Here is a 14,352-nt window from a genome sequence, read left to right on the forward strand (position 1 = left end):
TTTCACGGGGACTCAACCTGAGGTCGAGAGTGTTCCGCGGAACACTCTCGAGTCACCTCATCAACCGCGCCACCTGCCGTCGCGCCCAGCTCCTACCGCCCCCGTTTCGGACCACCGATCACGAACGCGCGACGAGCCTCACGAGCGGATACTCGCGCGAGGACTTCTTCTGGTACTTGGCGTATCGGGGTTGCGCCTCGACAACCCGCTTCCACGCCGTGCTGCGTTCGTCCGCGCCGAGGACGACCGGCGTCACCGGCACCGGGGCCTCCCCGTTCCGCTCGACCGACACGCCATCGGGATGGGCGGTCAGGTTGGCGAACCAGTCCGGATTCCGCTTGCCGCCACCCGATGCGACGACCAGCCAGTCGTCGCCGTCGGGAAACCAGCTGAGTGGTGTCTCGCGCGCGAGACCTGAGCGTCGACCGGTCGTGCGCAGGATGAGCATCTCCATCCCCCACATCGATCCGGACTTCTTGCGGATGCGGGCGACGGTGCGCTCGTTGGTCCTTCGCTGGTACCAGAGCGACAGGGACCGAAGTGACAGAGACATGCTTTCCTCCGTTGAGATCAGGCGATGCACCGACAGTACGGTGATGGCGCAGCCGGCGGCTTCTCGATTCCTGACCGGTCCTCATCTCGACGAGAGTCACCGGATGAGTCCGACAGCTACTCCTTCCAGGATCTGTTCGAGAATCGACTCCGAGGTGGCGAAGTTGATCCGCACATACTCCGCACTCGATTCACCGAATCCGCGGCCGCCGTCGACGAGAACGCGACCGCGGCGACGGATCGTGTCCACCGGATCGTCGAGCCCATACGCCGAAACGTCCACCCAGCTCAGGTATGTGGCTTCGGGAAGGTGATGCACGGCCTCGGGAACTTCGCCGACAAGAAATTCGTGTACCCGCCTCCGGTTACGATCCAGCACACGGATGAGGTCGGAGTGCCAGTCCGATGCCTTCTCCCACGCCGCGACATGCCCGACCACCCCCGGCACCGACACCGTCCCGTAGAGATCCGGCGGCTCCGCGTCGCGGCGGCCTAAGAGCTCCGACGACCCGTAGTGGACGACTGCGCAGCGCAACCCGGCCAGATTGAATGCCTTGCCCGCCGAGGTGATCGTCACCGTCCGCGCGGCCACCTCATCGCCGAGCGATCCGAAGGGAATGTGGCCGTGCGGGTGATACACGAGGTCTGCGTGGATCTCGTCACTGATGACCAGGAGGTCGAACCTCTCCGCCAGTTCCGCGATTCGGGTCAGTTCCGCCCGGGAGTGCACCCGACCGGTGGGGTTGTGCGGATTCACGAGAACGAGCGCCTTCGGCCGTCGACGCTCGAGCGCCCGCTCGAACTCGTCGAAGTCCAGACACCATCCCGACGACGTTCGGCGAAAAGGCACGTCGACAGTCTGCAGTCCCATCCTCGCCAGCGTCGCGAGGAAGGGAGGATAGTTCGGAGTCTGGATCGCCACCGCGTCGCCCGGACCGGCACTCAGCCTGAGGAGCAACTGCAATGCCTGGATGAGGTCGGTCTGCTCGCGCACCCGCGCGGGGTCGACGACCCATCCGTATCGGTCGGCCATTCGCCGGGCGAACGCTTTACGGAGTGGTGTCCCACCCAGCCAGTCGGGGTATCCGAGATCCCCCTTCTCGATCGACTCGACGAGCGCGTCGCGAATCGGCGGTGCGATGGGGAAGTCCATGTCGGCGACCCATGCCGGAATAGTCCCGTCGGCGCTCGCACGAGACCATTTGACGCCCGGCCGCCGGCGGAGTCGAGTGACTTCGAGGTCATCGAAACCTGGATGCGCCGAACGAGTCCGGCTGCTCATGGGCATGGCCGATCACCGCCGTCCTGCGGCCAGGGCCGTCAGCGCGTCGCGAGACAGTTCGATCTGCCCGTGATGCTGAGCGAGTTCCTCCAGCACGTGCAGCAGCACACCGATCGGCGACAGTGGACGAGCCGGACCCTCGTAGTCGCTCGGCGGGGTGTTCCGCAGCGGCGCATCAGGATCGAAGCCTGCAAGGTCACCGTTCAGTCGGTCCTCCAGTGCGGCGATCCGCCGTCGGAGGTCGTCGATCGATCCGCTTGCCGTGAACTCGGCCGTTCGGTTGCGATCACTGGGTCGGCCGGCGATGAGGTGCCCGATCCAGTACTCGGCGACCTCGGTGCAGTGGAATGCGATGGCCCACGGCGGGTTCGCCCCGGAGAGGGGCGGTGCCTGATTGGCCTGGTCGTCGCCGATCTCGCCGAGCGCGTCGAGCATCCCCGCGAAGGCGCGATGCACGAAGTACAGGTATTCCTCGGTGTTCATCTGATGACTTTCTGTGATTCGTGTGGTGAGGATCAGTCGATCTGCTCGAGTACGGCGTTCTTCGTCTCGGGCAGCATGGTCAGGACGACGCCCGCGCCGATGGCGAAAAGCACCGCACTGGTCGTGAATACGAGTCCGGTTCCGCCGAAGCCGAGCAGTGCCGGGACGGCGAGCGGACCGAACACGGAGCCGAGGCGACCCATTGCCGTGGCTGATCCGACGCCGGTGCCTCGGCTGTTGGTGGCGAACAGCTCCGGCGTGTAGGCGAAAATGGAGGAGAACATGCCGAAGAAGAAGAACTGCAGGAAGGAGCCGGCAACGATGAGCTCGACGGTGCCCGAGCTCTGGCCGTAGAAGAAGGCGGCGATTCCGGAACCTACGGTGTATCCCGCCAGGCAGTATCGACGCCCGAGACGCTCGATGAGATAGGCGGCGGACAGGAACCCGGGAATTCCCCAGAGCGCCATGGCCAGAACGAATCCGATGCTCTTCGCGACATCCAGACCGCTGTCGGTGAGGAGCTTACCGATCCACGTGGTCAACCCGTAGTAACCGGTCATCAGGCAGAACCACACCGCCCACACGGTCAAGGTGCGTGCTCGGTTGCGGACGTCGAGAAGCGCTCGCAACCCGCCACGCGCCGTGCCGGGTCCGGCGTCCGGAATCGGCGTGTAGTCGGGAAGTGGTTCGGCGGTGGCCTTCTGCACCCGCTGCTCGAAGGCGCTGAGCGTTCGTTCGGCGTCCGCCTCATGACCCCTGGCGATCTGCCACCGCGGTGACTCAGGCAAGTTCCTGCGGACGATCAACGCGATCACGGCGAGCCCGGCCTGCATGAAAAAGAAGCCCCGCCAGCCGAATTGCGAGGCGACCAGGAGATAGGAGAGCGCGCCGGCAGAGATGAATCCGAGCGGCCACGCCCCCTCCAGCAGGGCCGCATACCGGCCACGTTTCGACGACGGCATGAACTCGGCGAGAATTGCTGCAGCGACCGGGAATTCAGCCCCCATACCGATTCCCAGCACGAACCGGAAGGCCAGCATCGATTCGTACGACCAAGCGAAGTAGAGGCCGACGCTGGCGAGCCCCCAGATCACGATGCTGCACTTGAAGACACGCAGGCGACCGAACCGGTCGGCCAGCGCTCCTGCGCCGATGGCACCGAAGAACATCCCGGCGAAACTCGCACTCCCCAGTACGCCGGTCTGCGCCGGGCTGAGATCGAAGTGGTCGCTGATGGGTGAGAGCAAGAAGGTCATCGCCCCCAGGTCGATGGAATCAAAGAACCACGCAGTTGCGATGACCAGGAACAGGTTTCGCTGCACGGGCGACCAGGGCAGTCGCTCCAGACGACCGGCGACTTCGGCTGGGGTGAGGGTCGTGGGCGCGGTCGTCGAGGCCGCGAGTGGTGGTTTCGTCAATGGAGTTGGTCTCTCTCGACAGAAGGAGACGGCGCAGCGGCGCACCGTAGATGACTTCCCGGGACTCCGTCACCGGCTTAACCGGTTACGGATTGCACCGAGTGTGTACCTTCGATTCGTCACCTGTCAAGGGGGTTACTCAAATTCGGATACGCGGCACTACCAGGTATTTCCGTCGTTTTAGAGCCGTCATGACGCCGTAACACGGATGCGCGGCCACCCGCGCCCGACGACCGTCCGGGGCGCAGAATCGTGAGGACCCGGCACCGGCGATGATCGACCGAGTAACGGTAGAACTTCCTCGCGGAGAGGATTCAGGTGGAGAGTTCCTTGTGGCGGCGTCGATAATCCGCCGCCTTCTTGCGATTGCCGCATTCGGCCATGCCACACCACCGCCGTGAGCCGCCGCGCGACACGTCCACGAACAACCGGGTGCAGTCAGGGTTCGAGCACTCGCGCATCTTGGCGAGGTCGGCGGACGCGAGCAACTCGATGGCGTCCCGCGCGAGCAGACTCAATCCATTACGAGTCGTCCCTGTCACTTTCGCCATTCCGTCGATGTCCAGCGTGACAGTGGGCAGAGGCGTGGCGGCAGCAGAATTGAGCACGGCAGCGGACTCGGGATCGAAGTTCATCCTGCCGACGGACGTGTCGTCGCCGGAGCCGAGGCAACCGACCACCACGTCGTAGATCGCCTCACGAACCCGTCGGGCGTACTCGATGTCCACGGTGTCCGGATCGTCCACCAGGTCGAAGAGTCCCGCTTCGGAGAACCACCGGGACAGGTCACCGGAGTCGCCGAGGAGTTCGGTACGCATGCTTCGACGCCACAGCATCGTACCCGCGAAATCGAGGCTCGACCGCCCGCTGACGAACACAAAACCCGACACATAACCATCTTGACAGGTGACGGTGCTCGATTCAACGTATCGAGGTGTTTCCCCGCCGAGAAACAGCCGAGGCCCCCGCAACCAGAACGGTTGCCGGGGCCTCGGGGAGAAACGTGAAAACGCTAGAGCGCCTTGAGTTCCTCGATGACGCTGTCGACGCTCTTCTTGGCGTCGCCGAAGAGCATGCTGGTGCCGTCGGCGAAGAACAGCGGGTTCTCGATGCCGGCGTAACCCGAACTCATCGACCGCTTGAGCACGATGGTCGATCGCGCCTCGTCGACGTTGAGGATCGGCATCCCATGGATCGGGCTGCTCGGATCATTGCGCGCCGCGGGGTTGGTGACGTCGTTGGCGCCGATGACGATGGCGACGTCGGTCCGGCTGAACTCGCCGTTGATGTCGTCCATCTCCTTCATCGAGTCGTACTCGACATCGGCCTCGGCGAGCAGCACGTTCATGTGACCGGGCATGCGGCCGGCGACCGGGTGGATCGCGTACTTGACCTCGACACCCTTGGCCTCCAACAGCTTCGCCATCTCCTTGACCGCGTGCTGGGCCTGCGCCACGGCCAGACCGTAACCCGGGACGACGATGACCTGGTTGGCATACGCCATCTGGATCGCGGCGTCGGCAGCCGAGGTCGCCTTGACCGTGCCGCCGGCCGCACCCGGACCGCCCGCGGCAGCGGCATCGCCGCCACCGAACGAACCGAACACGATCGCGGGGATCGACCGGTTCATGGCCTTGGCCATGAGGTTGGTCAGGATCGAACCCGACGCGCCGACGATCATGCCGGCCACGATCAACGCCGTGTTGTCCAGCGCGATACCCGCGGCCGCAGCCGACAGACCGGTCATCGCATTGAGCAGCGAGATGACCACCGGCATGTCCGCACCACCGATGGGGAACACCACGAACAGACCCATCACGCCCGCGGCGACCAGGACCCCGACCATCCACCAGACACTCGCGCCGCCACCGTTGGAGGCGTCGACACCGAGGTAGATCGCCAGCCCGAGCGCCACGATCAGCAACACGATGTTGGCGGCCTGAAACAGCTTCGCGTTGGAGACGAAGGTCTTCTCCAACCCCTTGGGCATGATCTCCTGCAACTTGGCGAAGGCCACCAGCGATCCCCAGAACGAGACCGACCCGATGATCGCGGCGATCAGCGAACCAATCACCAGCGGCGAGGCCGGTTCGACGTTGTGGAACGACGAGAACCCGGAGGTCTCGATGAACTCGGCCCACGCGATGAGCGCGACGGTACCGCCGCCGACGCCGTTGAACAGCGCCACCAGCTGCGGCATGGCCGTCATCTTGGTCTTGAGTGCGGGCGGGATACCCAGCGCCACACCGAGAATCAGACCAACGGCGATGAGCACCCAGTTGATCGTGGGCACGCCCTCGGTGGAGTGACCGTCGGAACCGACCGCCCCCTCGTTCCACACGTAGAGCAGGGTGGCGGCGACCGCCAGACCCATACCCACGGCGGCGATCCAGTTGCCACGCACCGCGGTCTTGGGCCCGGTCAGACCCATCAGGCCGTAGATGAACAGGGAGAACGAAACGATGTAGAGCGCGGTCACCAGGTAGCCGACGCCCTCACTCGGGGTATGCGCACCCGCCGCGAGTACCAGCTGTGACACAGAAGTCTCTGGGGAGCCGTTCACTTGGCCACCTCTTTCTTACCCTTGAACATGCCCAGCATCCGGTCGGTGACCGCGAAGCCACCGATGACGTTGAGCGTGCCGAACACCAGCGCGACGAACGCGATGATGCGCACACCCCACCCGGCGTCGGCGGGCAACTTGCCCAGCACGACCAGTGCACCGAGCACGACGATGCCGTGAATGGCGTTGGTGCCCGACATCAACGGGGTGTGCAGGGTGTTGGGGACCTTGGAGATGACGGCGAAACCGACGAACCCGGCGAGCACCAGGATCGCGAGATTCGCGAGAAGACCGGCATACATCAGGCAGACACCTCCTGCTCGGTACGGGTGACGCACGCGGCCGCGACGACCTCGTCGCCGAAATCCGGTGTGATGGACCCGTTGTCGTCGAGCATCAACTCGATCAGCGCCAACAGGTTCTTCGAGTACAGCTCGCTGGCGTGCTCGGGCATCGTGGCCGGCAGGTTCAGCGGAGCGGCGATGGTGACGTCGTGTTTGACGACGGTCTGACCCGGCTCGGTCAGCTCGCAGTTACCGCCGGTCTCACCGGCGAGGTCGACGACGACACTGCCCGGCTTCATACCCTCGACCGCGGCCGCGGTCACCAGACGCGGAGCCGGACGACCCGGCACCAGCGCAGTGGTGATCACCACGTCGAAACCCTTGATGGCGTCTTCGAGGGCCTGCTGCTGCTGCGCGCGCTCGTCGTCGGTGAGCTCACGGGCGTAACCGCCCTCACCGGCGGCGTCTATGCCCAGGTCGAGCCACTGCGCTCCGACCGAACGCACCTGCTCGGCGACCTCGGGACGCACGTCGTAGCCGGTGGTCCGCGCACCAAGGCGCTTGGCCGTGGCCAGTGCCTGCAACCCGGCCACACCGACACCCAGGACCAGCACCGTCGCCGGCTTCACCGTGCCGGCCGCCGTGGTCAGCATCGGGAAGAACCGCGTGGACACATCCGCGGCCACCACGACCGACTTGTAGCCGGCGACGTTCGCCTGCGAACTCAGCGCGTCCATCACCTGGGCGCGCGAGATACGCGGAATGGCTTCCACCGCGTACGCCTCCACGCCTGCTTCCCGCAACGTGGCGATCTGATTGTCGGCGTTGCGCGGCGCGAGAAAGCCGATCAGCTTCTGCCCGCTCCGTAGCTTCGCGATCTCCGAATCCGACGGCGGCGACACCCTCAGGACCACATCGGACCCATATGGATCGCCGATCGTCGCACCGGCCTCGGTGTACGCCTCGTCGGGGATCAGAGCGCCGAGACCGGCCCCCGACTCCACCACGACGGGCACACCCTTGCCCACCAGCGCGGCGACGACCTTCGGGACCAGCGCCACCCGGCGCTCTCCCTCGGCCGTCTCGCGCACGACACCCACTGTCATCTATCTCACCTGTCTGATCCGGCGCCATCGAGCGGCGCCGCGGTTCAGCGCGCCAGGACTCGGCGCGTCTTTGTCAACGAGGTGACCTGCCTCCACATCGTGCAGCTCCGCCATGTGTGGGCGCAGCGGACGACCTGACGCAGGTCACGAGGTGCTCGGATGGGACAGGATGGCTGTCACCCGGCTCACATAAAGGTGCGATGAACATAACATGCGCTCTCAGCGACAGCTCAGGTGAGTCAGATACCTCACTCAACCCTTGACGCTGCGGTTTTCGCTATTTCTGGACACATGTCTGCACAGGTGTCGTCCCGCTGGCCTGCCAAGGCATTCCGGGCTCGGGCTTCGCACCGCCTCAGACGATGGTGTAGGTGCGGTCGTCGAGTCCGCTCGCGCCGTCGGGTGCCGGTGCCTGATAGCGCTCGATCTGCGGCTTGCCCTGCTTGTCGATCGCCCGGCACTCCAGGGTGTGGTTGCCCTTGGTCGCCTGCCAGGCGAACCGCCATTGCCGCCACGTGTCGATGCTGTACTCCGTCGTCAACTCCGCGGGTTGCCATGGCCCCTGGTCGACGCGCACCTCGACGCGCTCGACGCCCGTGTGCTGGGCCCATGCGGTGCCGGCCACGACGACCTCCCCGGCCGGATGCTCGGTGCCATCGGCAGGACGGTCGAAGCGCGACGCCATCTTGATCGGGCCGAGCGCCGACCACCCGCGTGTCGTCCAGTAGGCCTTGGCCTCGGAGAACCGCGTGATCTCCCAGTCGATGACCCATTTGGTCGCCGAGACGTACCCGTACAGTCCCGGCACCACCTGCCGGACCGGGTATCCGTGCTCGAGGGGAAGCGGCGAGCCGTTCATCCCGACGGCGAGAAGCGCGTCGCGCCCATCGGTCACCGCCGAAATCGGTGTGCCGCAAGTCCATCCGTCCACACTCGTGGACAGCAACATGTCCGACCCGGGTCTCACCCCGGCGAGATCGAGGACCTCGCGCATCGGCACCCCCAGCCACTTGGCGTTGCCGACGAGGTCGCCACCGACCTCGTTCGACACGCAGGCGAGCGTCACGATCCGCTCGGTCATCGGCATGGCGAGCAGGTCGTCCCAGGACAGGGTCACCTCGCGGTCGACGTCCCCGTGAATCCGCAGTCGCCACTCGTCGGTCGTGAGCGTCGGAACCTGCAACGCGGTGTCGATGCGGTAGAAGTCGGCGTTGCTGGTCATGAACGGGGTTGCACCCGAGAGCTCGAGCTGCGCACCGGCCGGGATCGGCGGCGCCTGGCTCGCCGCACGCGGCAACAGCACTCGGGCACGGTCGGCGACGACGCCCGCAGTGTCGGCGAGCACTCGCCGGGCCACGACACCGACGACCACCGCGGCGGCCGCGACACCGCCGGCGGTGAGCACGAAGCGGCGCGAGAAACCCGACCGCACAGCCGATGTGGGCTCGTCGCCCGCGGCGTCGGGATCCGCCTCGGGGGACTCCGCCCCCTTGGGACGTAGCTGCGCGATGAGGACACGCAGCACGACGATCCCGACGACGCCGGCGATGATCGACGGCAGTGCGTGCGTCCAACCGGCATCGGGACGGTTGAGTGCGGCCAGCATCCCGACCACCCCGAAGGCTCCGATGATCACCGAGCCGAGCGGAGGTCGTCGTCGTTCGAGGTATCCGCATGCCGCCGCGAGTACCGCGATGATGATGCCCATCCCGATGAACAGTGCGAGCTTGTCGTTGACGCCGAACGTCTCGATGGCCCACTTGCGTACGGCCTCGGGCGAATGGTCGACGACCGACGATCCGACCGCGAAGTACGGGGAGGCGTCGGGCGAGATCGGGACGGCGGCCAGTTCGCCCGCGGCGAGAGCCGCGCCGACGGCGACCACGCCCGCCAGCGCAGGAGCCGGCGAGGATGCGTGACGCGTCGTGATGGAGGCCATATCCCTTGGTACCGGAGAACCCTGTGAATATGCCGTGCGCCGGATCGTCCGAGACCGGGCGGTGACCACCGACGGCACCCCGTCGACGAATCGTTACCAAGACTAGAACAGGTTCTAGTTTGTCCGCTAATCTGAGCGGCATGGCTACCAGCACCGAGATCCCCGAGACCGTCGCACTCGATTCGGTGAGCGAGTTCTCCGACGAGGTCGACGTCGTCGTGATCGGATTCGGCATCGCCGGCGGATGCGCCGCCGCCGAGGCCGCTGCCAACGGCGCGCGTGTGCTGTTGCTCGAGCGCGCCGCCGCGCCCGGCGGCACCACCTCGCTCTCCGGTGGGTTCTTCTACCTCGGCGGCGGGACCGCAGTACAGCAGGCCACGGGCCAGGACGACTCCGTCGAAGAGATGGAGAAGTACCTCACCGCCGTGTCGATCGAACCCGAGGCCGACAAGATCCACGCCTACTGCGTCGACAGCGTCGATCACTTCAACTGGCTCGAAGGGCTCGGCTTCACCTTCGAGCGCAGCTTCTATCCGGAGAAGGCCGTGATCCAGCCCGGCACCGAGGGACTGATGTTCACCGGCAACGAGAAGGTCTGGCCGTTCAAGAACCAGGCCGTCCCCGCACCGCGCGGCCACAAGGTCCCGGTCCCCGGGGAGACCGGGGGCGCGAAGCTGGTCATCGATCTGCTCGTCACCCGCCTCGATGAGCTGGGTGCCGAGGTCCGGTATGAGACCGGCGCCCGCCAGTTGGTCGTCGACGAGCAGGGTGCGGTCGTCGGCGTGACGTGGAAGACGCCCGACGCCGAGGGCGTCATCCGCGCGGACTCGGTGATCATCGCCGCCGGCGGTTTCGTGATGAACCCCGACATGGTCGCCGAACACACCCCGCATCTCGCCGAGAAGCCGTTCGTGCTCGGCAACACCTACGACGACGGCCTCGGCCTGCGCATGGGCCGATCGGTCGGCGCCGCACTGAAATACATGGACAAGGCGTTCATCACCGCGCCGATCTACCCGCCCGCCAGCATGGTCATGGGCGTCATCGTGAACAAATTCGGCGAGCGGTTCGTCACCGAGGACTCCTACCATGCGCGGACATCGGGATTCGTTCTCGAGCAACCTGATTCGGTGGCTTACCTCATCGTCAACGAGTCGCACATGAACGAGAAGCAGAACTACCTGGTCCCGTTGATCGACGGCTGGGAGACCATCGAGGAGATGGAGCGGGACCTCGGCATCCCCGACGGCAAGCTGCAGGCGACCATGGCCCGCTACAACGAGAACGCAGCGAAGAAGGAAGACCCCGACTTCCACAAGGCACCCGAGTTCCTCGAGCCCCAGGACACCGGACCGTGGGCGGCATACGACCTGTCGCTCGGCAAGGCCATGTACGCCGGGTTCACCATGGGCGGTATGGCGACGTCACTCGACGGTGAGGTGCTCGACGAGTCGGGCACCGTCATCCGCGGGCTCTACGCCGCCGGGGCCAGTGCCACCAACATCGCGCAGGACTGCAAGGGATACTGCAGCGGAACGCAATTGGGCGAGGGCTCCTACTTCGGCCGGCGCGCGGGGCGGCACGCGGCGGCACGGGTCGCCACCAGCGCCTGACGGTCGGGCACCCGATCGAAAACCGCCCGCCGGCGAACCATAGACGACGAAGAGTCGTCGGCGTAGCCGGCGAGGGCGGTTTCCTATCAGCGCCGCGGCGTGAACCCGCGGAGTCGCAGGCTGTTGCCGACGACGAACACCGACGAGAGCGCCATGGCCGCGCCGGCGATCATGGGATTCAGCATCCCGGCGGCGGCGAGAGGAATGGCCGCGACGTTGTACCCGAAGGCCCAGAACAGGTTTCCCTTGATGGTGCCGAGGGTTCGACGCGCCAGAGCAATGGCATCGGCCACCGCGCGCAGGTCACCGCTCACGATCGTCAGATCGCTGGCGGCCATCGCGACGTCGGTGCCGGTACCCATCGCGAGGCCGAGGTCGGCCTGGGCGAGCGCCGCGGCGTCGTTGATCCCGTCCCCGACCATCGCCACCACGTGGCCCTGCTCCTGCAGTTCGGCGATCACCTCGAGCTTCCGCTTCGGACTGACCCCGGCGGTGACGTCGTCGATCCCGACACTCGAGGCCACGGCCCGGGCGGCGCCCTCGTTGTCGCCGGTCAGCAGCATCGGAGTCAGACCCAGTCGCCGGAACTCGGAGATCGCCGCGGCCGACGAGGGTTTGACCTGGTCCGCCACCACGAGAACCGCGACGGGAACAGGTTGTCGGGCAGGCTCTTCGGAGGAATCCTCGGCGATCAGGACGACGACCGCGGTTGCGCCGTCGGATTCCGCGACGACCACCGCATCGTCGAGCGGCGGTGGCAGGGGCGCGTCGATCGTGTTCGGCGACACCACTGTCACGAACCGGTCGCCGACGATCCCGGCGACACCGGCGCCCTGCGTGGACACGAAATCACGGACGCGGGAGTCGATGTGGTCGCGTCCCGCGTCGACGATGGCCGCCGCGATCGGGTGTTCCGATCCCGACTCCACCGATGCCGCCCAGCCCAGGACCTGTTCGCTCGCATAACCGTCGGCCACGGTGATCCCGGACAGCGACATCTCACCCGTCGTCACTGTGCCGGTCTTGTCCAGCACGATCGTGTCGACGCGTCGTGTCGATTCCAACACTTCCGGGCCCTTCAGCAGGATGCCCAGCTGTGCCCCTCGCCCGGTACCGACCATCAGGGCCGTCGGAGTGGCGAGTCCGAGCGCGCACGGGCACGCGATGATGAGGACCGCGACGGCGGCGGTGAACGCGAAGGTCACATCGCCACCGGCGAAGTCGGTCGTGGACGCCACGCCGAGCCAGAAGCCCAGGGTCGCAAGCGAGATCGCGATCACGATCGGGACGAATACCGACGAGATCCGGTCGGCCAGCCGCTGGACGTCGGCCTTGCCCTCTTGCGCCGCCGTCACCATGCGGGCCATCTGGGCGAGCGCGGTGTCGGAACCGACCGCGGTCGCACGCACGACGAGCAGACCGCTGGTGTTGACGGTCGCGCCGACCACCGAGTCGCCGGAGGTGACCTCGACCGGCACCGACTCACCGGAGACCATCGACGCGTCGACCGCCGACGCACCGTCGACGACGACTCCGTCGGTGGCGATCTTCTCACCGGGCCGGACCACGAACTCGTCGCCGACCGCCAGCTGCGCGATGGGGATTCGGGACTCGGCACCGTCGGACCGTCGGACGACGACGTCCTTGGCCCCGAGGTCCATCAGCGCGGCGAGTGCGTCACCGGCCCGCCGCTTGGCGCGCTTCTCGAAATAGCGGCCGGCCAGCAGGAAGGTCGTGACGCCGGCCGCGGCCTCGAGGTAGATGTGCGACGATCCGTCGGTCCGCTGGGGCAGAAGGTCGAATCCGTGGGTGAGCCCGGGCGTGCCCGCGGTGCCGAGGAACAGCGCGTACAGCGACCATCCGAACGCCGCGAGGGTGCCGACGGACACGAGGGTGTCCATCGTCGTGGCGCCGTGGCGCAGGTTGATCCACGCTGCGCGGTGGAACGGGTAAGCGCCCCACACGACCACCGGCGCGGCGAGCGTCAGGGACAACCACTGCCAGTACGTGAACTGCAGCGCCGGGATCATCGCGAGCGCGATCACCGGCACCGAGAGGATCGCGGAGACGATCAGGCGCTGCCGGAGACCGTCCAATTCGGGATCGCCGGACCCCGCTCCCGGGTGTTCCGGAGCGTCCGCCGACGAATCGGTCAGGATCGGCGATGCGTCGTAGCCGGCCGCGCGGACCACCTCGACGAGGTCGCCGGCTGCCAGACCCGCAGGTACCTCGACGTGGGCGCGTTCGGTCGCGTAGTTCACCGACGCGGTCACGCCGTCGATCTTGTTGAGCTTGCGCTCGATGCGATTGGCGCAGGACGCGCAGGTCATGCCGGAGATGTCGAGGTCGACCAGTTGTCCGGTGCTCGCGGTCATGGGTGACCACCTTCATGCGTGTCGGATGTCGGTTCGCCGGTGACGACGACGCCGTGCGACGGTGCGTCGTGAGTCACCGGCTCCACGTCGGGGCCCCACGCACGCCCGACGCCGAACGCGATCACGAAGACCGCGATCAGCGCGACGACGTAGGCCAGGGGCCCGGTGATAACGGATCTCATGGTCAGGCCAGCGCGTAGCCGGCTTCGGTGACGGCGGCCGCGACCTCGTCTCGACCGAGTTCACGGTCGGCCGCGACCCGCACCGAGCCGTCGTCGACGGTGACCTCGACGCTGGTCACGCCCGGCAGCGCCTCGATCTCTTCACGAACGGACGCGGCACAATGGCCGCAGGTCATGCCGGTGACGGTGTAGGTGCTGGTGGTGCTCATGCGGGAACTCCTCGGATCGTCGAAGTCAACGGGTTGGATCAGGAAGGACGGTCAGGACTTGACCAGGCGGGTGATCGCGGCCATGGCCTCGTCGACCTTGGCCTTGCCGGCCTCGTCGCTCTCCTGCGCGGCATGCACGACGCAATGGGCCATGTGCTCTTCGAGGAGACCGAGGCTGACCGCTTGCAACGCCTTGGTCATCGCCGACACCTGCGTCAGGATGTCGATGCAGTAGGTGTCTTCCTCCACCATCCGCTGCAGACCTCGCGCCTGACCTTCGATGCGCTTCAGGCGGCGCAGATAGTCGTCCTTCCGGCCGATGTAGCCGTGCTGGTGCTCGTCCATG

14 protein-coding genes are annotated in these 14,352 nt (G+C 66.5%); 1 reads left to right on the top strand and 13 read right to left on the bottom strand.

Annotation, left to right across the window (positions count from 1 at the left end; genetic code table 11):
* Positions 1-118: 118 nt before the first annotated feature.
* The 9 genes from M4D77_RS01910 to M4D77_RS01950 all read right to left on the bottom strand — a co-directional run bounded on the left by M4D77_RS01910 (position 119) and on the right by M4D77_RS01950 (position 9,627).
* Positions 119-553 carry a nitroreductase family deazaflavin-dependent oxidoreductase gene (locus M4D77_RS01910; protein WP_259935395.1) on the bottom strand — a complete coding sequence of 145 codons (435 nt, stop codon included), beginning with the start codon at positions 551-553 and terminating at the stop codon, positions 119-121.
* A gap of 96 nt (positions 554-649) precedes the next feature.
* Positions 650-1,840 carry a MalY/PatB family protein gene (locus M4D77_RS01915; RefSeq protein WP_259935396.1) on the bottom strand — a complete coding sequence of 397 codons (1,191 nt, stop codon included), beginning with the start codon at positions 1,838-1,840 and terminating at the stop codon, positions 650-652.
* Between the two features lie 6 nt (positions 1,841-1,846).
* Positions 1,847-2,317 carry a DinB family protein gene (locus tag M4D77_RS01920; RefSeq protein ID WP_259935397.1) on the bottom strand — a complete coding sequence of 157 codons (471 nt, stop codon included), beginning with the start codon at positions 2,315-2,317 and terminating at the stop codon, positions 1,847-1,849.
* A gap of 32 nt (positions 2,318-2,349) precedes the next feature.
* Positions 2,350-3,735 (bottom strand): MFS transporter, encoded by a 1,386-nt coding sequence (locus M4D77_RS01925; RefSeq protein ID WP_259935398.1) that lies wholly within the window; start codon positions 3,733-3,735, stop codon positions 2,350-2,352.
* A gap of 314 nt (positions 3,736-4,049) precedes the next feature.
* A complete protein-coding gene (locus M4D77_RS01930) occupies positions 4,050-4,625 on the bottom strand; it encodes an ABATE domain-containing protein (protein WP_259935399.1) in 576 nt (191 codons plus the stop codon).
* Positions 4,626-4,747: 122 nt separating this feature from the next.
* Positions 4,748-6,274 (bottom strand): NAD(P)(+) transhydrogenase (Re/Si-specific) subunit beta, encoded by a 1,527-nt coding sequence (locus tag M4D77_RS01935; RefSeq protein WP_247450558.1) that lies wholly within the window; start codon positions 6,272-6,274, stop codon positions 4,748-4,750.
* 20 nt (positions 6,275-6,294) lie between these two features.
* Positions 6,295-6,600, bottom strand: coding sequence for an NAD(P) transhydrogenase subunit alpha (locus M4D77_RS01940; protein ID WP_058253806.1), 306 nt, complete (start codon positions 6,598-6,600; stop codon positions 6,295-6,297).
* Positions 6,600-7,688, bottom strand: a complete 1,089-nt coding sequence (locus tag M4D77_RS01945; protein ID WP_259935400.1) for a Re/Si-specific NAD(P)(+) transhydrogenase subunit alpha — start codon at positions 7,686-7,688, stop codon at positions 6,600-6,602. The genes M4D77_RS01940 and M4D77_RS01945 overlap by 1 nt, the downstream gene beginning before the upstream one ends.
* Positions 7,689-8,043: 355 nt before the next feature.
* Entirely contained in the window at positions 8,044-9,627 is a 1,584-nt protein-coding gene (locus tag M4D77_RS01950; protein WP_259935401.1) for a molybdopterin-dependent oxidoreductase, read from the bottom strand.
* A 140-nt stretch (positions 9,628-9,767) separates the two neighbouring features.
* Between M4D77_RS01950 and M4D77_RS01955 the strand changes: the two genes are divergently transcribed.
* Positions 9,768-11,240 carry an FAD-binding protein gene (locus tag M4D77_RS01955; RefSeq protein ID WP_259935402.1) on the top strand — a complete coding sequence of 491 codons (1,473 nt, stop codon included), beginning with the start codon at positions 9,768-9,770 and terminating at the stop codon, positions 11,238-11,240.
* An 86-nt stretch (positions 11,241-11,326) separates the two neighbouring features.
* On the opposite strand, the gene M4D77_RS01960 is transcribed toward M4D77_RS01955, so the two are convergent.
* From M4D77_RS01960 to M4D77_RS01975, 4 genes are read right to left on the bottom strand one after another with little or no spacing between them, the layout of a single operon-like run.
* Positions 11,327-13,615 carry a cation-translocating P-type ATPase gene (locus M4D77_RS01960; RefSeq protein ID WP_259935403.1) on the bottom strand — a complete coding sequence of 763 codons (2,289 nt, stop codon included), beginning with the start codon at positions 13,613-13,615 and terminating at the stop codon, positions 11,327-11,329.
* On the bottom strand, positions 13,612-13,797 hold the full coding sequence (locus tag M4D77_RS01965; protein ID WP_259935404.1) for a hypothetical protein: 186 nt from the start codon (positions 13,795-13,797) through the stop codon (positions 13,612-13,614). Before M4D77_RS01965 ends, M4D77_RS01960 begins: the two co-directional genes overlap by 4 nt.
* 2 nt (positions 13,798-13,799) lie before the next feature.
* Complete coding sequence (locus M4D77_RS01970) at positions 13,800-14,006, bottom strand: heavy-metal-associated domain-containing protein (RefSeq protein ID WP_259935405.1); 207 nt, start codon at positions 14,004-14,006, stop codon at positions 13,800-13,802.
* A 51-nt stretch (positions 14,007-14,057) separates the two neighbouring features.
* Positions 14,058-14,351, bottom strand: a complete 294-nt coding sequence (locus M4D77_RS01975; RefSeq protein WP_004020389.1) for a metal-sensitive transcriptional regulator — start codon at positions 14,349-14,351, stop codon at positions 14,058-14,060.
* Position 14,352: the final 1 nt, after the last annotated feature.

Origin of the sequence: Gordonia sp. p3-SID1431, assembly GCF_025143765.1 — a bacterium.
GTDB lineage: Bacteria > Actinomycetota > Actinomycetes > Mycobacteriales > Mycobacteriaceae > Gordonia > Gordonia hongkongensis.